We start from the raw sequence: 22,534 nt of genomic DNA, 5'->3' as shown, positions 1-22,534 counted from the left end.
GTCCGCGAGTCGGCCAAGGAGCGCGCTGCCGTTCGTTCAAGGGCAACCAGCGATGCATGAGACCCGCCGCGCCCAGGACACCAAGCTCACGGGCTGATCACGCTCGGTCCAAGGGGCATTCGGTGCGGCCGGGATTCGACGCTACAGTTCCGTCACACTGATCAGCCAAGGAAGCTCAGACGCACCTGGCGCTCCCGGTTGTCCTTGTTGGTGTCCACCAAACTCCGTTAAGGCAACTTCCAACCTACTTGGTGGCGCGCTTCACGTGATGCGTCATCGAAAAGAGGCCACACGGAAGTCGACATCGCGACAGGTCAGCACCGGTCTATGGCCCTGCCATCGCTTGAAGCGTTACGAATAGCCAGAGGGGTGCTCCTGGCGAGCCGCAGCAGCGAGATCATCCAATAGCCCGTCGGCTACCAGCTCCTCGACCACGGCGATGTCGTGCTCCGCCATGGCTTCGGCCAACTCGGGATCCCACGGCGCTCCGGTGATGCGCCCAGGTTGAGGACCGTACTCATTGGAGACAACCGCGGATCGGTAGTCTGCCGCCGTCATACGCCAGGGGTGCGCCCTTGTCTTCTCCAGGACGTATGCGGCAATGCGGATGCCCTCGCCATCGAAGTCACCGTGGTAACGGAGAACGGCGCCTTGGTCCGCGAGTAGGCGCAGGAGCTGGACAGCCGCACTGTTGGGCCAGCCAGACGTGCAGACAAGCGGCGGGCAGTGGGGGCCGAAGCGACGGAGGGCGAGGGCCAAGATGCTGGGGTTCTCCACGACGTGGACGACGGATGAGGCAGGGGCGGCGGGCAGCGTGAGCTGGCCCGGGTTCCTGACCTGGGCGAGCGTCAGACTGGCTGCCTGACCAGCCTCGGTGCACAGACGGGCCACACGGGCGAGAAGGCCGTCGCCGACAGGGCGCAGTCCGCCGGCGACGACAGTGGCGGACAGCTCGTCGTCTGCGACGCCGGCGCGGGACCACAGGGCGCGCCGTTCCGCTGCGGACTGCGGTGGAGCAATGTCGTACAGAGTCGCCAGGGCACGCAGGACGAGGGTGGAGAGAGGTGTCCCGTCGTCGAGAGCGTGCGCGTGGCCGTTCAGGACTCGGGCGGCGAAGACGGGCAGGGGTTCGGCCTGGCCAGGTAGTTCGGCGAGTACCTTGAGCGCGTCGGTGAGCAGCGTACGGGTGCGTTCCGCCGAGCCGCCGACCAGGCCTGCGGCTCGACAGGACGCAGCCCAGTCGGCGAGCACCGGCTGAGCCCGTACCGTGTGGTGACCAGCCAGCCAGGTCCACAGACCGGCGCGTTCGTCCTCCTGGCGGCGGCGTTCACCGGCTCTGTCGCCAAGTGGGCCGATGAGTTCGGCGACGACTTCTCGTACGGTGCGGCCGGAGAGTTCGGTGACGGCCTCCTCCAGGCGGGCCAGGGCGACGGAGGGTCGGGAATCCGGCAGGCGGTCCAGGCCGAGGAGGTCTGCGAGGGCTTCGCGCTGGGTCTCGTCCAGCAGTCCGAGGCGTACGCGTGTGACGGGGCGGCCGGAGGAGAGACGGTCGTGGACCGTCTGCCAGACGGGGTTGAGTTCGGGGCGGTGGAGAGTTGCGTCGCCCGACGCGAGGTGCTCCCGAGAGGTAGTCCCGCCAGCCACAGGGTGGTCTCGCAAGGTCATCCTTCCTCCATTCCGGTGCCGTTCCAGACGAAGCGCGCGCTGGTGACGGCGTCGTCTTCGTCCGTCAGGAGTTGGTGGACGGCGATGCCGGGCAGCTCCCGGTAGTTCCCCCACTCGTGGTCGGAGGTGATCATGAGGTCCAGGTCGAGTGCGGACAGCAGGGCGAAGACCTGTCCGCGGTTGACGGTGTCGACGCCGACGAAGACCTCGTCGAGGAGGATCGGGCGGGGGGCCAGGGGCAGGTCCTCGTAGTGGGCGGCGACGGCGGCGAACAGGGGCAGGTGCAGTGCGATGGCCTTCTCCCCGCCGGAGAGCGCGCCGTGCAGCCGCTTGGTCAAGGGCTGCCAGCCGTTGCCGTCCGCCCGGTCGAGGCGGACGGTGAAGGTGTGCCAGGCGGTGTAGTCGAGCACCTCTCCGAGGTGCTCCTCCCAGCTCGCGGCCGTGTCACTGCCCTTGGCCTCCTCAATGCGGGCGCGGAAGAAGGCGTGCAGGGCCTCCCGGTCGGACTCGGTGACCCGGCCGGGGTCCTTCAGGAGCAGCTGGCGGGCGGTCCGGGTGCTGTCAGGCAGGTCCGGACGGACGTCCCAGACGAGCTGGACGGCCACGTTGGAGGCGGTACGGACCCGCTCCAGGTGGCCATTCATGTGCGCGACGAGTTCGCCGGCACGGCGGATGCGGGCGGCGAGGTGGCGGCGGATGTCACCGGTGAGGATCTGGTCGAAGAGGCGCCGTTCGGCGGTGCTGATGTCGTCGCGGCTGCGGTCGCGCTCCTGGGTGAGTGTGGTGAGCAGGCCGGCCGCCCCGACGCGAACGCCCTCCAGGGTGGCGGTAAAGAGCTGGACGTTGTCGTCGGGCTCCAGCTCCAGGTCGGCACGGACGCCCAAGTGCCGACGGGCCTCGTGGACGACCTCGGAAAGGCGAGTGGCTGCGTCGCCGAGGTGGCGCGGGGCATGCGGGATCCGGGGCCACCGCGCCGCCATGGCGCGGGCGGCCTCAAGCGTGACCTTGGTGCCGTCGCCTACGTCGGGTTCGGATGTGACGCCCGCGTCCTCGGCCAGACCGACCAGGCACAGGTGCCGGAACCGCTGCGCCGCGCAGTCGCGGGCCTCGACGGCCTTCTCCCGCCGTTCGGCATCCTGGCCGCTGGTGGCCCTCAGCTCTCCGATGCGGCCTTCCAGGCCCATGAGGAGCTCGGCCGACCGGCGGGCCTCCTTGCGGCAGCGGTCGCGTTCGGCGCGGGTCTCCGCGACGCGCGCGACGATCTGCCGGTAGTCCGCGCCGACCGTCTCCTCCACCGCCTTCAGGCGTGCCGTCATGCCGGCCGCCTTCGCCTCAGCGGCGGCCGCGTCGGCGGCCTGCTTCTCGGCGAGACGGTGTGACCGGTCCGCCTGTGCGGCCGTCTCTCTGGCCCTTTCGGCGGCTGCGGTCGCGTCGATACGGGCATCCGTCCAGGTGTCGGCGAGGTCGCGGAACCGCTCGACGCTGCGGGCGAGCTCCCGCAGCCGGTCGCGGTCGGTGGGCAGTCCGTGGCCGGCGGCACGGCGGCTCAGCGTCCGCAGCGCGCCGGCCACGTCACCCTCGCGGGCGGCCAGATGCTCGGTCGCGTCGCGCACGGCGTCGTCCCGGGCGGCCACCTTCTCCTCGGCCCGGTCCCAGTCCCGTCGGCGGGCGTCGAGTTCGCGGTGGTCGGGCCGGGCGGTGCGGTCGTCTGCAAGCCGGGCGGCACGGGCGTCGAGTTCCCGCAGCCGGTCGACGAGGGTGGTCAGGGAGACGTCCTTCTCTGCGATCAGCTCGGTCAGTTCGGCGATCTCACGCTGCTTGGCCCGTTGCCGGGCGAGAGCGCCGATGTGGGCGGGCTCCGGCTTGTTCCAGGTGCCGGTGGCCGGCGCGAGGCGCCAGGAGCCGTCGGAGGAGACGGCCGCGGGGTGCCCGCCGGTCAGGGTGGTTCCGTACGCGATGCCAGCGAGGATGCGGGTCACCGTGTCGGCCGGTACGGGGATGTCCTCCTCGGGCCTCAGCACGTCCAGCAGGCTGGGGCCGGGGGCGGTCGTGGCGAGGCCGGCCTCGGCGCGTGTGTCGTGCCCGGGGAGGGTGAGCCCTTCGGATGCGCTGACCCAGGCGTCCAGGAGGCCCGACGCCTGCAGTGCCGCTTCCACCGCGGCCTGTACGGGAAGCGGGACGTCCTCGTGGAAGGCGACCAGCCGCCACAGCGGCGCACCCGCCGCGGCCGTACGGACGGTGGTGCGGGTCGGCGGAGCGGCGGGTGGGAGATCGGTCTCGCCGCTGAGCTTGCGCCTGCGTGCGTCGAGCAGGTCCCGTTCCTGCTCCAAGCCCTGTTGTGCGGTGCGGGCTCCGGCCCGCTCCGTGGTGATCTCCTGATCCAGCGGTCGGGCGACCGTTTCGACCAGCTCGCGCACGCCTGCCTCAACCGCCGCCCTGGCGGCCAGTTCATCTAGGTCGGGGATGCGCAGCTCCGTGCAGTCCCGGGCCCAGGCGAGCAGCAGTTCCGCCTGGGCGGCGAGGCTTTCGTCCCAGGCGCCGGCAGTCGCGTCGCGGTGGGTGATCGCGTCCGCGAGCCGGGTACGGGCCTCGTCTAGCAGGCCCTCGGCGGTGCCCCGGTCGCGTACCGCCCGGTCGTGCGCGTCGATCGCGTCGGTGACGTCGGCGACCTGCTCCCGGCGGGCGGTGACCGCGCCCCGGAGTAGTCGGCGGGCGGCGCCGGGAGCGTCGGACCGCTCGCTCCCCTTCCTGGTCGGGGCGTTCGCCGTCCCGTCGTCGAGGGGCTTCGCCTCCCGTTCCGCGTCGAGGATCGTCTTCACCTCGTGGTGAATGGACTCCATGCCTGCGGCCCGGGCCGATCGGTGTGCCTCGTCGGCGGTCTCCCGGGCGTGCTCGTCGCGTGTGCGGGCGTGTCCCGCGACCTCGTCGGCGTGCTTCCGGTCCTCCTCCGCGTCGGCCTCGGCGGACCGGGCGACGGTCCGCAGCTCCCCAGCGGCCGCGACCTGTTCCTCGGTTTCGCGGCGGAGCCGGTCGAGCTCCTCCCCCTTCTGGTAGGCGTCGCTCTCCCGGAGCCCTTCGACCCTCTCGTCCAGGGTGTGTGCTCGCCGTTCCAGTTCCTCGCGCAGGGCCAGGGTCGAGGCGCGCTCCTCGCGCGCCTTCTCGTACTCCTCGGCGCTGACGCGGGCGTCCCGGGTGAGGTCATCCATCTCGGTGGTCGCGGAGATCAGCGCGGCCGCGCCGGCCCGAAGGACCCGGCGGGCGTAGTCGCGCTGCCTGGAGGCGACGTTCTCGGCCGCCGTCACCTCGGTGTCGAGCCGGTCGAGGTGCTCCCGCTGCCGGTCCAGGCGCTCGAAGCCCTCGGCGAGCTCGGTGATCTCTCCTTCGCCGAGCGGGGGCAGGGCGCGGGACAGCAGGGTGGACAGCAGGGAGGGGTCGAGCCGTTCGGACAGCTTGGGCTGCCGGAGCTGGAGCAGGGCGGAGAGAAGGGACTCGTACCGCTGCTCCCCCATGCCGGCGAAGAGTTCGCGCCGCACAGTGGTGCGGTAGTCGGTCGCCGACGGGTGCACCTCGCCGCGGTCGCGCAGGGCTTCGGCGAGGGCCGCCTTGGTCAGGGGCTGACCGGTGTCGTTAACAAGCTGGACGCCGTAGGGGTGGGCGATCCGGGCGGTGGTGGTGAAGTAGTCGGCGTGCGCCGTGGTGGTGTGCACGCTCGCGTGCAGGCGGGCTCCGCAGCCGAACCAGTACTCGGTGCCGTCGTCTCCGACGCGGCGGAACTCCATCCACACGTACCCCACGCGGGTCTTGCCTGACGCTCCCTGGCCGAGCAGGTTCCAGTGCATCGTGCGCTCCGAACCGCCGAACGTGGAGAGGCGGTTGGGGCGGAGGCTGGCGTCGAAGAGGAAGGGAAGGAGCAGTTCCAGGGCCTTGGACTTGCCGGTGCCGTTCTGACCGCGCAGCAGCAGGCGCCCCTGGTGGAAGGTGAAGGTCTCGTCGTAGTAGCGCCAGACATTGAGGATGCCCGCGCGGTGGGGCTGCCAGCGTCCGCGGGCGGCGTCCGTCTCGTGAACGGGTGACGGCTCGATGGTCTCCTCGGGCCGTCGCTGGAGGGGAAGCTCCGTCACGCTCACTGCATGTCTCCTTCTCCGTCGCCGACGGCGGTCGTGCCTGCCGGATGGTTCTTCGGGGCCGGGCCGGTGGTCTCCGTCAGGCGGTAGCGGTACGCGGCCGGTCGCGCGACGACGCGGTCTCGGGCCCTGCCTGCCAGGCCGACGTCGAGCAGGATTCGTACGGCGTCGTCGGCAAGGCGGGCCGGGCCTTCCTCCGACTGGTACGCCTTGGCCCAGCCCGGGAAGCGGCGCAGCAGCTCCGCTCCGGCCTCGGCCAGCTGCTCGGGCAGCAGGCCCGCGGGCGTGGCGCAGAGTGGTGCAAGGAGGAGCAGCGCGGCGACTCGGGCGGTGGAGGTGTCGTCAGGGAAGCGGACGTCGCTGGCGATGGCGTCCGGGTCGACAAGCAGGAAGCCCTCCGCCCGTTCCTCCAAGAGGAAACCGGCCTGTTCGACCGAGCGGCGCAGAATCTGGCGCCCGGTCAGGGAGGTGGCGTACGCAAGTTCGTCGTCGGCGAGGTCGGCCCGGTAGAGCACGGGGTCATCGAAGACGCGGCGCAGCACCGAGTGGCGCAGCCGCAGATTGCGCTGGGCGTCCGTGGTCGCGGCGGTCTCGGCATGCGCGTCGTCGGCCGTCCCGTCGGCGGGAGCGCCGCCGTAGCGGCGCTCCCTGACCAGGCCGGCGAGGAGGTCCTCGAACCGCGCGGGCACCTCCTCCGAGGGCACGGCGAGCCGGGAGGCACCGACCGGAGCGGCGGGCAGCCGCATCAGCAGCGTGTTGTCCACGCGGTAGAGGACCTTCGCCTCCGCGGAGTCGACGTACGTCTCGGTCGTGCCGTCCACGGCACGCAGCACGTCGTACGACTCCAGCAACTTCAGGACGTCGACGAACGCCATGCGCTCCGGCCGGTGGACCGGGTCGAACCCCGCCAGCGCGCGGTCGGCCGCCGTGGCCTGGACGACGCGGTCGGCGAGCATGCCGATGGTCGTCATCGGCATCGACAGCAGCTCGGCGGCGGTCACACACAGCAAGACGTACCGGCGGCGATCGAACGGGGCCCGGCCGGATCGTGCCCGGCGGGCGGGACGGGAGCCGTCGGGGTCGGCGCGGACCTTGGCGAGACGGGCGTAGCCCCGGCGGGGTTCCACGATCAGATTCCAGCCGCAGGTGTAGTCGAACCACCGGGCCAGCGGGTCACGGCGGCGGCGCACCAGGTCGAATCCGGTCGGGTCGGCTGCCTCGGTGAGCAGCGGGCGGGCCAGAAGGAGGCGGATGGCGCGGGCGACCTCTTCTCTTTCGGCGGAGGCCAGTTGGTTGGCGAGGGTGCTCATCCTGCGGCCTCCTGTCCCGTGGCCGCACGGGCTGCCGGGCAGGCTTTCGCCCCGCCCGCGGCCGTGACGTGGATGACGTAGTCCGGACCTGCCATCGTCCCCTGCGCGGTACGCAGTACTGCGGTGCGCCCGTCGGGAGGCGGCGACAGCGCCACCTCCACCCGGCCGTCCCCGGTCGTGGCCCGTCGCCGGCCGTCCGCGTCCGGCCGGGCGGCCAGCGCCCGGCCCAGCAGGTCGAGGAGACGGTCGAAGGCCGCGGGGTCGAGGGCGCTGAAGGAGGAGAGCCGTACGGGGCCGTCCGTCTCCAGCGCCTGCCAGGCGCGCGCCAGCTCCGCCCGTTCCGCCCTGGCCCGCTCGGCGCGTTCCGCCCTGACCGCCGTGACGTCCCGCACCTTGGCCGTACGGGTGAAGCGTTCGGTCCGTCCGCTGGTCCGCAGCAGCGCCGACACCTCCACCGGCGGTGCCTCGGACCAGGAATGGGACGAGGGGATCAGCTCCGGGTCCGGGTGGGCGAGATGGGCGTGGCGCGCGGGGCCGAGGCCGAAGGCGGCCGACCACAGCCGGTGCAGATCGTCCTCCTCCGGAGCTGCCGCGAACCAGCGTGACAGCTCCCGGAAGTCCTGTACGGCACTGGAGGAGCGGCGCCGGGACTCGTTGATCCGCTCCAGGACTTGGAGAAGGGAGACGATGGCACGCCGGGCGATGTCGTGCAGCTGCTCGATCCGGGGGCGCGCCCCGTCGTCCGGCAGGAACCAGGCCCGCAGGCCCGCCCAGCGCGCCCGCCGGCTCTCCAGCCAGCCGGCCGCCGGATCTTCTCCCGGTGCCGGAGGCAGCTCGGCACCGCGCAGGGCCCGCTCACGCAACACCGCGATGCCCCGCTCCTCCACACGGGCCACGGCGGCGGCCACCGTCTCACCACGCCGGTCGAGATTGACCAGGAACTCCTGGAGATACGCGACGGTGGCGGCCTTCACCTCACGGAACACGTCCAGATCCACTCCTTCGGCGCGAAGGAGCCTCTGCAGCTGGCCGTTGAAGGCCTTGGTGTTCTCCACCAGGCCTTCCAGATGGCCCTCCAGCTCCCGCAGGGTGCTGAAGATCCGCCGGTCTGCCGCGGCGGGTTCACCGGACAGCACGGTCAGCTCGTCGAGCCGGTCGGTGATCGCCTCCAGCACCGCGGTCTGCAGCGCCCCGGTGGAGGCCAGTACCTCCAGGGCGTGGTGCACCCCGGCGAGCGCGGCCTCGCCCCGGCGGGTCAGCGAGTAGTGCAGGTTGCGCCGCTCGTACTCCTCGGCCGTGCGGTAGTTCTGGGCGTGGTTGTGAACCACGTCAAGGAGTTCCCACTTCACCAGCCGTTTCAGCGTCTCGTGCAGTTCCTCGTCCTCGAGGTCCGAGACCCAGCCCACCGCACGCAGCCGCTCCCGTACGCCGTCGAGCCCGAGCTCGGTCTCCAGGTACTCGCCGGCCACCCCGAAGGCCTCGAGCACAGCCCCGTTCAGGTCGGCCGTCTCCCCCGTGGTGAACCGGAACATCTCCGGCGGAACCCTGCGCATGCTGGTACGTCCCCTCCTCCGCCACCCCTGCGGTACTTCGGCGCCCACGTTAAGGGGCGGTCCGAAATCACGTTCTCGCGTCGCTGTCATCATTCTCATGGCAGTCACGGCCGAGGATTACTCCGTGCTCTCGAACGGGTAGACAAGGCTCTGCGCGCCCCGGATGCCGGAGACGAGTACGTTGCTGCTCGGACGGTAGGGCAGGTGCTTCAACGGCTCCAGGATGATCCGTACGGTGACCGGTGCAGCTCCGGCCTCCAAACCGGAGACGACCACAAGGAAGAAATCGTTGCTTTCGATAGCCCGCTGGAACTCCGCAGGGGTGAGCTGAATCGTGTCCGGCTCGGCACCGCCGTACGTCTTGAGTTCGTAGAACCGGGCCAGCTCGTCCACTGCGTCCGCCCCCAAACCGTGCTGAGCCCTCAGGTCACGCAGCTCGGTCTGGTCCAGCGCCAGAGCCCGGCGTACGAGGTCCAGTGCCGCCTTCTCCTGCTCCACGGCCGTATAGGGACGTGCGGCGGTGCGCTGCTGGGGGACGGCCGATCCGGACCGGGGCTGGGGCAGGCCGGCCGGGCCCTTCTTCGGGGCGGTGCCCGTCGCGGGCCCGGCCCCGGGTTGCGGTGCCGTGAGGTTTCCCCGGTCCACGGCGAGACGGAGGGTGGCGGGATCCACCAGTCGGCGGAACGAAGCGGGGGGCCGCACGGCCGGGACGGAGGGGTCCCGGCCGTGCGGGATCGCGGGTAGTGCGGGCGCCCGGCCACTGATCGTCGACGGGGCTCCCGCAACCGGACGCGTTTCCCGTCCGTTCGTCCGGCCGCGTCGGTCCGCCTCTTCCCGCATCTCCATGAGCCGGCGATCGCGTTCGGCGACGGCGGCTTCCTGTTCACGACGGACCTGGTCCTCCGCGAGGCTAAGGTCCACGGCGGTGCGGCCCCGCTCCACCCGGTCACACGCGGCGGTCCAGGCGAGGGCCGCCGCCCTGCGGTGTCCCGGGAACTTGGCGGCGATCGAAGCACCGCCCGCAGAGGGCCGGTTCACCGCTGACAGGTCACGGACGTACAGGGTGCTGGAAGCCCAGTCGACACCGGCGTCGACGGATACTTCCACCGGAGTACAGGACAGTTCCACCCGGCAGATCAGGTCCGGTGCCACGCTCACCGTGAGTGCCGAGAGTCTGTCCCAGGAGCCGTCCAGGCCGCGGGCCACCTCCGGGGCGTTGCGTTGCAGGTCCTCGCGCAGATGGATGACAGCCGCGCGGACCAGTTCCGTCGCGTCCGGATCATGCGAAGCGACAATGGAGCTGTGCACACTGAGTTGCTCCACCCCGATCCACGTGAGGCGCAGGGCCCCGGCCAGCGGACGGAACTGGTCCAGCTCTGCTCCCGGCCGCCACACGGCGTGGTCACGGCCCAAGCCGTCGGCGACCATGGGGTCCTCGACCGCGTACACAGGCCGCTTGCTCAGCCACCCCTTGCTCGTGACCAGGGGAAGTCTTCCCAGCCGCCCGGCTGTCAGCTCCTCCGACCGGACGGCAGAGGGGCGACGGAGCATCTTCAGGGTCTCCAGGACTACCGATTGAGTGGTTCCCTCCGGAACGTTCCGTCGCTCCCTCCTGTCCTGCTGCGCCAACTCCCTGATCACCTTCACAGCGTCGTCGACGGTCGGCCGACGCACCCCGAGCCGCGTCCAGAACGCCTCGCCACCGGTGAACACGGGAGCGAAGGCCCGTGACGCTCCGAACAGTGGCTCGCCGATGAGGCACTCGCCCGGGCGCCGCCAGCCGGAGTTCGTGAGGACCAGACCTTCGCCTGTTGTGAAGGCACGAAGGACTTCGCTGAACGGCATCTCTCCCGATCCGCCCGACGTCCCCTTTCCGGTGGCGCGCTCGGCCAGGGCTTCGTAGACGATCAGTGCGGCGGGGGCGTTTCGTTCAGCCCCGTCCTTCTCCTCACGACGGAGCCGCCGCAGGCACTCGACGAGATCGCGGGTACGGGCGTCTCCGACGACGTCCAGGGCTCGGAGTACCTCGGTACGCCGACGTGCCTGCTCCTGGATGTCCGGATGCAGGAATTGGGTGTCCCCATCCCCGTAGACGGCCACGGTGCCCGCGGTGCGGGTACGGAGCCGGAAGGGGCTGGACGGAGTGCCGTTCCGGTCGTCCAGCCAGGCCACCTCGCGTAGTTGCCAGAGCCATAGGGCGGCCGTCCGCCCTCGGTCGTGCCATGTGTGGTAGTCGAAAGCTGCACCGACCTCGGCATGTTCGGAGAAGCGACTCCATGAGCGGCCGAGTACGTGGAGAAGAGCGGCCGCCCTGCGTCGGCGACGTGCAGAGTCGTCGTCCTTCGCGATATCGGTTGCCACGGCATACAGGTCGGGGCAGTCGTAATCGTTGAGGGTGTAGGTCGCGCGAACAGCCTCCAGCGCTTTCGTGCGCGCCTTCGAACCCGAGGCGAAGGCTGAGGGAAGTCCTCTGGCGCCTCGTTCGAACCGCGAGTGCTGTCCAGGATGACTGCGCGGCCGGGGAGCCGTCTCGGCACCAAGCAACCGGAGAAATCTCAGGGCTCCGATGCTGCCGCCTTGCAACACCTTGGCGTAACGCGATCGTAGCCACGCCGGGCCGGAAGTCGAGCCGGCGGCGAAGGCGAAGCTCTCGTCGTGCTCGGCGCTGTCCAGCCCGGACGGAAGATAGGCCCGGGCGGGTGCGATCTCCACGTCCTCCCGCGCTCCGTCGGTGGTGTAGCGGTGGCCTTGGAGCCGCACTGCCAGCCCGACCTTCCTGCCCCACAGCTCACGGCGGCTCTCCGGTACGTGTGCGAAACCGTCCCGCAGCGCCACGAGCTGCTCATCCGTGAGGACAAGCCCAGCTCCACCTCGCGCAACCCCGAAGTCTGCGAGACGCTGAATCACCGCTGCCGGATCGTCGTCGTTGAGCAGTACCCCTTGCTTGCCGAGCCATTCCCGGACCGACCGCGCGTCATCGGTGTCGGCCAGAAAGTCCGGGTGGATCTCACGGGTGAGCCCCAGTTCGACTCCCAGCCCACGAGGAGTGGCGGCGAACAGCACGGGTACAGAGCCGCGCATGCCGTACTGCGTACCGGAACTGTCCACCAGCCAATCACGTGACGACAGGAGGCCGCTCCAGCCCGCTTCGATGACTCGCGCGACCAGTCGGACCGTGGCTCGTGGTGATCGGCTCCCGTCGCCAAGGAGGTCCAGCGTGTCGTACACCTCGACCCGGGCCGGTGCGCCGACACCGTTCTCCTCCCAATCCGACAGCACCTCCCGCCACCTGCCGTCCGGGTCTCGCATCGCTCCGGGCAGCGCGGCGGGCACATCAGCCAGACGGGCGACCTCCTCCTCGGTCACGGCACCTTCGAGTTCTTCGTCCTCCACGGCAAGCGACTCGAGATCGAGGAGACTCTCCCCCGAGACCTGCAGGAGTAGCTTCGCGGACACCAGACGCCGGGCGTGGTCGAGCAACCGCTGTTCCATCACGGCAGCCGGATTGCGCCCGTCACGGACGTGATCCGGCAGGGGAACAGCACTCCAGGCGTTCACCGGATCCTGCCGGAACTGTCGCAGAACGGCTGCCGTCCACAGATCGGCCACCCATGGAACGAGCGCACGGTTCCACGGGGTTTCGTCGAGCGCCTGCCGGCTGGCGAGCGGGTCGAACTGCGCACTCGTCCAGAGGGCCGGTCCGATCTCCTGAACCGGCAGACCGACGTGGATCCGTCCGGGACCGCCGTGTCCGAGCGGGAGGGCGACGGCGAGAGTCGTGGTGGGTCCGGCAGCCTTGTGCGCCCTGTCGATGCCCGAGGGACTGGGCACAGTGGTACGGCACACCAGCCATCGAGTCCCGGTAGCCGCGCGGGCGAGGTGGGTCCCCACCTCTGCCGGTCCACCACCGACCTCGGCCTCGAAGCCGGGTCCGGGCTCCCGGGATAGAGCGAGCCGGTGCCGGACGCCGCCCTGGGTATCCAGGTGTGTGACGTCGGATACGTGGTCGAGGAAGAGCAGCGCGCCGGAGGTCCAGGCAGCGAGCCACCCGTCGACGCTCTCCGCGTCGAGCGCACCGGGTGCAAAGGGAATGCGGAGCACGGTCCAGGCGTCGTCCGCGAACCAGTCCGGTACGACGAGCGGTTCGGCGACGGAGACATAGGGATCGCCGATGCGCACCCGGTAGTGGCCACTGTGCACTTCCAGATGGGGAGAAAGCGACTGCAGCGTCATCAGCCCGATGCCGAACCGCCCTGTGGATTCGGTTTCGTCCGCCTTGCTGGACAGCCACGGCATGGCCAGGGCCACTACGTCCGGCAACCGCACCGGGGCACCGTTATGGGCAACGAGAAGGTCTCGCTCCCTGGTGAGGACGCGCACTTCTGAGGCGCCGAGATCCTCCGAGTTCTGCACGATCTCGGACAGGCCCTGCAGTGGATCACTCGAAAGGTTGCCCGCGTGGTCCCGGGTCCGGCCGAAGGCGTGGCGAACCATCCCGGGCAGTGTCGCGAACCGTTTGCCTAGGTGCTCGACGGCTGCGGCCGTCGCTTCACCGCCCTCCGGCTCCGGTACGGCGTTCGCGTCCCGCATTTCCTCCTGATCGAAGATGCGGTCGGCGAACCCGACGGCCCGCGCGGCCGCCTTCGTGTCACGCGTTCCCATGTGCCTGGTCCTCGTCGTCCTCATCGGTGTCGAAGTCGAATGCGAGCTGCCCTGGGCTGTCTTCGACGCCGGTCCCTGCGACCGGCCCCGCCGTCGGGTCCACCGCCTCCTCCTCGCCGTGGGGCAGCGCGTACTCGTCCGCGAGCCGTGCGAGGTGGAGAGCGAGCGGCAGGCCGAGCACGTCCCGGTAGTCGTCCTTGCAGATGCGCTGTTGGTGGACGAACGCGGCCCATGCCTCGGGGTCGTCGCCGGGCTGAAGGCAGGCCAGGGTGAGCTCCAGTAGCTCGGGGTTCCACGCGTTCACCGTCGGCCGGTGGGCGCTCCGGCCGGCAGGGTTGACGTGAGGGGTCAGCTTCGCGTCGTCGTTGGTCAACTTCGTCTGCGTGCTCGCCTTGTCCGCCGTGCTGTAGAAGACACGGCCGGGGGCTCCGGGCTCGTCGGGCACCCACAGTCCCATGCCGAAGCCGCCCCGCTGTTGCCCGGCCAACTCTTCCTCGCGCTCTTCCCGTTCCGCCCACCACTGGGGCGTCTCGTCACGGCCGCTGTCAGCGACCCTGACGACCCGGAGGTGCTTGCCGTAGAGACCGATCCGCTGCGCGGGGCCCCCGTCGAGGCCGATCCGATCCACCTCGAGCCCGCCGTTGGTGAGCCACGGCCAGCGCTTGCGCACGTCTTGTGCGTGGGCCAGGACCAGGGTCGGCGTGCCGCGCAGACTCGCCAAGGTCCTCCTGATGAAGGCCGCCGTGACTGCCGACTGCTGCGCCGAGGTCCTCAGATCATTCCCCCGCACTCGTCCGGTCAGGATCCGGAGCAGGTCCGGGTAGGGCATCCACTCGGAGGTGTCCGCGGTCCGTCCGAGAACACACGGTGCGTCCGGCCGGAGCAGCACGGCGATCGGGGTGAACTGTGCCCTGCCCGTGGGACCGTCGACCCGGCGCTCGACCAGATGGAAGGCCACCTGGTTCAGTCCGGAAGGGATGCGATCGCCGAGAGTGTGCTGGGGCACCAGGCGCATCCCGGTCTGACGAAGGCCGTCCGCCCAGGCCGCTTCGGCCCGCAGGCCGGCATCCTTCTCGGCGTCAGCCGTGTCCATCGCAGTGTCCAGGGGGCGGATGAACTGGGTGACCAAGCCTGCGTCCGCGCACCCGAGCCGGATCGCGTACTTGGGGTCGGTACGCCTCGCGGGACCTTTGAACGCTTCGCTTCCTTCCAGCTCGACAAGGGCGATCCGAGCCCCGGGCACCTGCTCCCTCAGGCGGGTCATCGCTTCGGCGCCCCGTCCGCGCCGCTCACGGATGGCCTGGTCGTGTTCCTGCCCCGCGCGCGGCGGCCGGTCCTCCGCTCCGAGAGGGGATCCCAGCTCACCCAGTGGGTGGGCGTGGAGCCGCACGGTGAGCTCCTCGGTCTCCCACACCCATGTCTCCGGTCCTTGTTCCCGCCGAGACTCTGTGAGCCCGAGCGCGCTCTCGGCGGCGGCGACGAGCCGGTCTCGCTGGTCGTCGGTCTGGTGAACCAGGAAGCCGACGAGATCGGTGCCGTCCAGGGTCGCGGCGAGCGCCGCACGTCGCACCCGCGCGTTGTCCGCCGCGGTCCGTTCCGTCCGCTCCAGGAGGGCGGCGAGCTCTTCGGTGGTGGCGTTCTTTGGCATGGAGGGACGCTTCGTGAGCTGTCTGACAGGCGGGCGACCGTACCGGCTGCGCTGGAGCTTCGGGGCGGGGACGAACTCGGGGGCCAGCGCTTTCTCGGCCCACTCGACGAGACGGCGGCGTTCGCTGGGCATCAATCCGGTCCCGATGGGGTGTCTGCCCATGGCGGCCTGGTGACCGACCGCCAGCCTGATGCCGTCCTTCCCGTCCCCGATCCAGTGGTCGGCCTCCTTGACCAGTCGATCCACCGACGGGAGCCCGTCGAACGCGGCGACGGCGGCGAGCATGCCGCTGGGGCCACCCTGCCTCCAATCCGTGGTGCCGTTGCGCCACTGCAGCATGGCAACCGAGAGTCGCCGGGACACCGGTGCGTCCGGCACGAGCGAGATCTCTGGCAGTAGATAGACCGAGACACCCTTACGGAAGGGCATCCAGACCTTTCCGGTGACGAACCGGCGGATTCCCGCGCTGAGATGAATCCGAGGAACCGGCGAGAACGGGACGGTGCGCACGCCGACGCGGAGGGTGGCCGCGTAGTACGACGGCTTGCGCTCGCCGCCCCTACCCGTGGGCCGGTATTCGATCGGCGGCCACGACATCAGTTCCGCGCTGCTGCTTCCGGCGTCGTACCCGCCGCCGACGCCGGCGACCTGGTGGAAGGTGAGCTGCCGGCCTCCGTGCTCGTAGGCACCCTGACGTGCGATGCGTGCGGCCAGTTCGTCGGGTAGCAGTCGGTACACCAGACGGGTGGGCTTGGCGGTGCCACCCGGAGAAGGCTGCTGTTCGAGCAGGTCGATGGTGTCTGCGCGCCAGGCCAGGCTTCCGGTGTCCAGCTCGCGGAAGCACTCCGCGAGCAGACGCCGTGCACCCGGATCGTCGGAATCACGGGGGAGATTCCTGAGCCAGGTGGCGGCGTAGAGGTTGGTCACCGGGGCGGGAAACGGCTCGGCGCAGTAAAGCCAGGGGGAGTCCGTTCCGAATGTGGCGTTGGACGCTACGGTGACGATGTCCGGGGCGGTGGTACGGATCAGCTGGTTGATCTCCCGGGTGGGGATGCGGCGTGGACCGTGCCATCGGCCCTCTGGCCTGCCATGGTCACGCAGCTGGCCGAGCGGCTCCTCCCAGTGAGCGGGCAGCGAGAGGGTGTGCCGTAGGACGGGGAAAGGCCCCTGCGTCGGGTCAGGCATGTACGAGGCGGTCCGTACGTGCTGGTACGCCATCTTGTGAGTCTCCTCAGATCGGAGGCAGGTGCGGGGTGCGGGCGGGCAGCCGCGGTCTCAGCCCATGTCGACGAGGGCGCGGTAGAGCGGCTCGTACAGTTCGCGGACGAGCGACTTGTCGATCGGAGAAGGTTCCGGCGGAGCTTCGGCACCTTGAGCGACGATGCCGGGCTCGTCGAAGTAGGGGGCCAGCACGGCGCGCATGCTCGCCAGCAGGCTGGTGTCCGGGGTGTCTACAGCCTCGAATCCCGCCTCGCGGGGTGAGAAGGCGGCGTCCACGAAGGCCACCCTGGCAGGCACACCACCGCGTACGAGGCGGCCGATCACCTGCCACATCACGACCAGCTGGTCCCAGGTGAAGGCGACCTTCTCGTCGTCCCGGAGGCTGGACCAGGCCATTCGGCGGGTGAGGTACCGGTTCCACTGGCGGCGGGCGCGACTACGGAACCCCATGGCGGCCTGGTGCGGCGTGGCAGCCGCGAGCGTCGCCTGTGTGAAGACCCTTCCGGTGTCCCGGAGCTGGCGTACCGCCCAATCGTTGATCGATTGGATGGCGAGGGCGATGTCGTCGGGCCGCGGGTGGGGCCGGGCGAGGAAGTAGACGCTGCCGATCGCCGCCTTGCCCGTGCTCAGCACGATGTTGTGCCCTCGTTCCACCGCGAGCAGCGGCGCGACGAGGAGTTCGCCGCCGGTCTTCGCGAAGGAATGCACGTCGCCTCGGGTGAGGGTGCGCACCGCGGGGTCCTCCGGCAGCCGGGCCCAGGCGGTGTCGGCGTCCGCGTCGTCCGAGACGAGCTGGACGACACGGCCGTTCCACTCGGGGATCCCATTCAGGTAGTCGGCCGCGCGCCGCGCCTCGTCGTAGCTGCCGACGAGGAGCAGGATGCGGCGCCGGTCCTGGTCGGGGATCTCGTCCAGCTCGGTGTCGAACATGCTCGATGCGCCGGGCAGGCTGCGGTCAGGAACCGCGAGCTGCCGGAGCATCTCGACGAGCGCCTGGGGCCGCTCCTTCGGGGGGCAGCCCGATAGCCGCAGGGGCCGCGGCCCTTCGCTGCCCGGCCAGTGGAGGAACTCCTTGCGGAACTCCGTGCCGAGGACGGCCTCGACCTCCTCGTCCCGCGGGCGAAGCATGGCTCCCACATCGGCGTGCAGGTGGTACCGGCTGGAGGTGCCGGCCCAGCTGGTCGCGGACATGAGCAGAACGTGGGGGGCGGGTCGGCTGTCCACCCGGCACAGGTCGCCCATTCGCATGAGGAGTTCGCGCCCCACACCGTTGCAGTGGAAGAAGCGCAGCTCACCGCTGCGGTCGCCGTCGCGCTCCGAGTCCGTCAGACGAAACTGGAAGCCGAGGACGTTACCCATCGGTGATTCGGGGATGACCGCCTCGTAGTCCTTCGGAGGTCTGCGGGAGAGGACGTTCGACGCGTTCTCCAGGTGGAGTGCGGCCTCGACGCGCGGCCACAGGATGGTCATGAAGTCGAGTCTGCTGTGGAGCGCGGCGAGGAGCAGGGTGAACTCGAAGCGTCGGGCCTGTACGTCGATCCGGTCGAGGACTCCGGAGTCGTGGCCCACAACGGCAGTGAGGGTGGAGCGGAGCCGTTCCCGGGTGCGGGCGCCCTGGGGGGCGTGGAGCAGCTCAAGGGCCAGGTGGACGAAGGTGTTGACCAGGGGGGTCACCTGGTCGCCGTCATCAGTGCTCTCGTGCTCGTGCAGGGGGTCGTCCCGGAAACGCAGCAACGCCTCGTCCAGCAGCCATGCCGCGGGCGGTGGTTGGTCGCCCGCGTCCCGCCCGGGGAACCAGCTGTCGATCAGCAGGTTGTGCAGGGTGAACGCGCTGAAGTAGTCGACGCTGATCCACTGCCGCAGCTCCCCGTCCTTGACCAGGAGCGAATAGAGCCGGTCGGTGGCGGCACTCACGGTGTTGACGGCGTTCGTCCAGTCGTCGACGTCGCGTTCGGACAGCTGGAGTCGCCCGTCTCGGGCCATCTGCTGGAACTTGTGGACTGCGACCTCGTCGAACCATGAGTTCGGGTAGGTGCCGACGAGGGTGCTGGCCGGGGCGAACACGGTGTCGAGCTGCATCTGCACGCGGTCCGCCTCATCGACGATGATCAGGTCGCTGAGTCGGCAGGCGAGTTCCAGGTAACGGATCTGCTCGTCGTGCTGGTGCTGTGGCACGGAGCTGTGCACCAGCCCGGCGGGGGTCGCAACCCAGACGCGGGCATCGACGAGGTCCCGGGCGCCGCGATGTCTCGGACAGCGGTTCCACAACGGGCACAGCTTCCGCTGAGGCTTGGGGCGCGGCCTTCGGCCGGCCGGGTTCTCCGCTTCGACCAGTGGATCGTCTGGGGTCTCTTCCTGGTCCACAGCCGGGTACAGCCCGAGGCACGGGGCTTCCCTGATGCCGAGGGGCCTGCGTGCCTCCATGCCGCGCAGCACGTCCACGGGGCAGGCACTGCTCAGGTATGCGAAGCCGGGGTGGTCGTGTCCCAGCATGGTGTCGGCGCCCGCCACCGCGGTGCGGCGGTGCAGGCGTCCGATGTTCCGCTCTCGCGTGGAGTGGCCGAGGATGGGTGCCGCTGCTACCCCGAGCCGCTTGAACAGCTCAACGACGGCCAGAGTTTCGGCGACGTCGCCGACGACCAGGGTGACACGGCGCGACGTCCGGGTGACCAGGTGATAGGTAAGGATGTCGCGGAGGGTCGACTTGCCCGCACCGACCATGCCGACCATGTGGAGCAGCTGGTCGATCCTGAGGCGCTCGCCACGCGTGAACCGGCCGAGGGCCTCGTCCCGGACGAGTAACCGGACACGGCTCAGTCGACCGCGCCATCCGCTTCGGGAGCCGCCGATGACCTCCTCCTTCGCGTCCATGGCTGCGGCCGCCGACTCGAGTTCTTCCCAGGTCACGTCTACGGGTTCCCCGCGCCCAGCGGGTGCCGCGTCGAGGGCGTGCGACCTGGGGAGGGCGCCGAGCAGCAGGTCGTCGGTAATCTCGACCGAGTGGAGCCGGTCCTGGGCCCGGAAGGTGTGTTCGCCCGATCCAGCGAGCGGAACACGGCGGGTCGCGAACTCGGGTCCTGAGGTGAGCAGCTCTTCGAACACCTCGAAACGACGCGCTGCCCGGGCGGGTACGCGTCGACGCGGGACCGCGTCGACGCTTTCGAGGTCGTATCCGCGCAGCTGCTGCGGCACGCGTAGGTACGCCTCCAGCGCCTCAGACCAAGCGTGTCCGCGTCTGAGGACCCACAGGTGGTGGCGGGCGCGCAGGATGCGCAGCCGCTGTTCGTCGGAGCGGACGTCTCCGAGCGCTTCGCTGTGGGGGTATCCGCCGAGGAGGGGCCACACGTCGAGCGCGGCGCGCGTGGGCGCCACTCTCTGGAGCAGGTAGAGGCCCAGTTCGACGTCGAGGAGATCGGCGACCCGGAACGCACCGAGGTCATCCGGCCATACATCGGTGAGCTGGCGGGAGCAACGACGGTGCCAGCTGCTGCGATCACGCATGGTGGTCTCCTTGGCGGCGAGGGGATCCGGCGGCTTCCGTCCGGTCGGCGATCTGTTCGGCCACGAGACGCAGGAAGGTCCGATCGTCGAGCAGGGTGATGTTCCCTGCCAGATCTTCGGGAAGATTTCGGCGGAACTGTCGTCCGTACGCCTCGTTCTCGCGGAATCGATAGCGGGGCACGACCAGGAAGGCCCGGTCGAAGGGCGGATCGGCCCGGAAGCGGGTGAGTGTGCGTGCGAGCAAAACCGGGTTCACCCGGTCCTTGACGTCCACGGCCCAGTACCGGCCTCCGGGCAGCGGGACGCGCAAGTCGTACGCGTCGAACTGGGGCCACATCTCGGCGTCGATGCCGAAGCGTCTCTTGAGGATTGCCCCGATGTCGTTCTCTGCCAGGCCCGGACTGGTGACGAACATCCGCAGGGGACGGCTGAGCTGGTGGAGCCCGCTGCGGTCGGGACGTACCGGAACGGGGACAGCGGCGGTGGCGTCACGGCGGCAGCGGTCCAGCTCGCAGCGGTGACCTCCGCCGGGCAGTGGCACCATCAGGCAGCGGCAGCGTCCGCACTGCTGGTACCCGCCGTCGCGTCGATAGGTCGCAGGGACGGGTTCGTAGCACTGTCTGATGACGTGGTGGAGCAGGAGTCCGCACTCCGGGTCCCCACCGAGCAGGGCGAGCTCCGCGCCGGTGAGTACGGGCCGGGTGGTCAGCAGGGACCGGAAGGCGGTGTACGCCGCAGGATCGCCTGCTGCCCGGCATACGGTGAGTGCCTCCAGCATGCGCTGGTTCTCGAAGATCTCTGCGGCGGGGTCCGCCACATCCACCTCCCACTCGAGGCAGAGCTGGTGCGGCAGTCTCGTCTGGGGATCCACGAGCGTGCCGGCGGCCCCACGGGCTTCGGGAGGCAGGTCCAGCGGCCATCGCGTCAGGGGTCGTTCACAGGCCCAGCGGACCATCTCGGGAATGCTGCCCGGCGGTTCGACTCCGTGTCGCAGGCAGTGCAGGACGAGTCGGTTGTAGGCGTTCTGGACCTGGGCCGGATAGATCGGGTGGGGCACGCCGCGCTGCCGGGACAGACGGACCAGCGCACTGGCGATCTCCCCGAGCAGGGGTTCGTCCGAGCCCGCGGACGGTCGGGAGACCAGGCCGGATCGGGCTGCCCCGGAGTTCGGTGGGGTCTGGGTGCTCATGCCTTCTCCTCCGCGTCGGCAGGGGCTTGGGCGCTCGGGCACCACCGCGAGACCGGGCACTGGTGGCAGTGCCCGCCCGGCCGTGCCTCCCACGCACGGTCCTCGCGCCAGGGGCCGGCGTACCGTCGGAGCACCGCTCGCGCCTTGGCCAGGCGCTCCGCGTCCATCGGGTCGATGACGTGGGGGTCGGATCCATCGGGACGGAGGACCTCCAGTTCCACCCTCGATCCGGAGGGGTCACCGCCCAGCTCCCCCTGGGCAAGCAGGACGACGGCCAGGGCGAGCTGCGGATAAGCGTCCAGCGGATCCTTGCCGATGCGAGCAGGAGTGCGGGTGGTCTTGAGTTCCCGCCATACCCAGGAACCGTCCTCCCTGTAGAGCAGGTCGGGTTTGGCCACGACCAGCGCCTGGGCCGCCGTGTCGTGAAACACCCGGGTCGGTTCGCATTCGACCCGCTCGATGGCCTCGGGAAGCTGGAAGGGGCACGAGTCCACATGCTGCAGGAGCATGGCGCGGCCCGTCTCCGCCTCCTCGTCCGGGACCCTCCACCGGCCGGCGGTCCAGTTCTCCCCCGGCGGGGGCATGTCGCCGCGCGTGCAGGGAGTGGGGCCGGTGCGGCGGTGGAGCGTCTCGACCCAACCGTGCACGGCCTGGCCGAGCTTGGCCGCGTCGCTGTACTCGCCGGTTTTCGGCAGGTGCAGAGAGCGCAGCAGGGACTGCGCCGGGCAGGCGGCGTGGTACCTGAGGTCGCTGATGGACACCTTCCGCAGCGGTAACCGGCGGGAGGGCAGTGCCAGTACCCCCGGAGACCGGGACACCGCCTCACACCCGGTGAACTGCTTGCAGTCGAAGCAGGCCGCCCCGGGGCGCTCCGGACCGCCCCTGACCACATTCCTCACGTGGGGGCCGCCGTGGGCCTCGTAGTACGCCTTGGCCTCCTCCGCAGTTCCGTCGAACTGAACGGTCCGCGATCCGTCGCCCAGGCCGATCTCGATTATCCTGACCCTCGCGACGGGCCCGGGAGAGCCGTGGATCACGAACTCCTGGTTCCAGCGGCGCGGCCACGCCGCGTCGGCTCCGAACGCCGCGGTGTACGCGGCGACCGCGATCTCACCCCGGCTCGACGCACGGGCGTCCCCGTGTCTGAGTCGCCGGTACTCACGCACCTTGCCGTCGGCCGACTGGTAGCGGCGCCACCATGCGTAGAGCTCCCAGCGCCGGCCATTGTCCTTGCGCACCGCCCAGTACGGCTGGACGGGCACGAAGGCGTCCGGCCCCTGGCTCGTGTACTGCCGCACCGCGTGCTCCACGTAGGTCCGGTGCCCCTCGTGCAGAGCAGGCTGGTGGCCGGACAGGGCTCCGAGCGCCTCGCCCACCGTGGCGCCGCCGAACTCAATCTGGTCCAGCGCTGCGCACACGGGGCCGAGCGTGAAGGTCTCGTGCTCTTCCCGGGGAAGCTGAGACGGCACCCGCGCCCGAAGTCCTGGCCGGGCCTTCGCCGCGTCGCGGGCCGGGCAGACGTGCAGCTCGTCCGCTCCCCCTCCTGTGCCCGGCCCAATCCGGACCGGCCCCTCGTCCCCCGTCATCCACTGCGGCACACGCCACGGCACGTCGTACGTCATGTCGTTCCCCCTCCCGGCCGAAGCACGGAGTCAGGCCGG

At 70.3% G+C, this 22,534-nt stretch carries 9 protein-coding genes; all 9 read right to left on the bottom strand.

The genetic code is table 11. The features are described from left to right. Positions 1 to 351: 351 nt before the first annotated feature. Positions 352 to 1,665, bottom strand: a complete 1,314-nt coding sequence (locus tag OG912_RS33045) for a TIGR02679 family protein (RefSeq protein WP_327170600.1) — start codon at positions 1,663 to 1,665, stop codon at positions 352 to 354. Then, on the bottom strand, positions 1,662 to 5,792 hold the full coding sequence (locus tag OG912_RS33040) for a TIGR02680 family protein (RefSeq protein WP_327170601.1): 4,131 nt from the start codon (positions 5,790 to 5,792) through the stop codon (positions 1,662 to 1,664). Before OG912_RS33040 ends, OG912_RS33045 begins: the two co-directional genes overlap by 4 nt. After that, positions 5,789 to 7,099 (bottom strand): TIGR02678 family protein, encoded by a 1,311-nt coding sequence (locus tag OG912_RS33035; RefSeq protein WP_327170602.1) that lies wholly within the window; start codon positions 7,097 to 7,099, stop codon positions 5,789 to 5,791. Before OG912_RS33035 ends, OG912_RS33040 begins: the two co-directional genes overlap by 4 nt. Next, positions 7,096 to 8,652 (bottom strand): TIGR02677 family protein, encoded by a 1,557-nt coding sequence (locus tag OG912_RS33030; RefSeq protein WP_327170603.1) that lies wholly within the window; start codon positions 8,650 to 8,652, stop codon positions 7,096 to 7,098. Before OG912_RS33030 ends, OG912_RS33035 begins: the two co-directional genes overlap by 4 nt. A 117-nt stretch (positions 8,653 to 8,769) precedes the next feature. Beyond that, a complete protein-coding gene (locus OG912_RS33025; protein ID WP_327170604.1) occupies positions 8,770 to 13,314 on the bottom strand; it encodes a sacsin N-terminal ATP-binding-like domain-containing protein in 4,545 nt (1,514 codons plus the stop codon). Next, positions 13,301 to 16,180 carry a pPIWI_RE module domain-containing protein gene (locus tag OG912_RS33020; RefSeq protein WP_327712478.1) on the bottom strand — a complete coding sequence of 960 codons (2,880 nt, stop codon included), beginning with the start codon at positions 16,178 to 16,180 and terminating at the stop codon, positions 13,301 to 13,303. The genes OG912_RS33025 and OG912_RS33020 overlap by 14 nt, the downstream gene beginning before the upstream one ends. A gap of 57 nt (positions 16,181 to 16,237) precedes the next feature. After that, positions 16,238 to 19,684 (bottom strand): signal recognition particle, encoded by a 3,447-nt coding sequence (locus OG912_RS33015; protein ID WP_327170606.1) that lies wholly within the window; start codon positions 19,682 to 19,684, stop codon positions 16,238 to 16,240. After that, positions 19,677 to 20,873 (bottom strand): restriction endonuclease-related protein, encoded by a 1,197-nt coding sequence (locus OG912_RS33010; RefSeq protein ID WP_327170607.1) that lies wholly within the window; start codon positions 20,871 to 20,873, stop codon positions 19,677 to 19,679. The genes OG912_RS33015 and OG912_RS33010 overlap by 8 nt, the downstream gene beginning before the upstream one ends. Beyond that, positions 20,870 to 22,495 (bottom strand): PD-(D/E)XK nuclease family protein, encoded by a 1,626-nt coding sequence (locus OG912_RS33005; protein ID WP_327170608.1) that lies wholly within the window; start codon positions 22,493 to 22,495, stop codon positions 20,870 to 20,872. Before OG912_RS33005 ends, OG912_RS33010 begins: the two co-directional genes overlap by 4 nt. Positions 22,496 to 22,534: the final 39 nt, after the last annotated feature.

Source organism: Streptomyces sp. NBC_00464 (assembly GCF_036013915.1).
Taxonomy (GTDB): domain Bacteria; phylum Actinomycetota; class Actinomycetes; order Streptomycetales; family Streptomycetaceae; genus Streptomyces.
The sequence above is the reverse complement of the archived record's forward strand: the minus strand, read 5'-3'. Positions and strand labels throughout refer to the sequence as shown.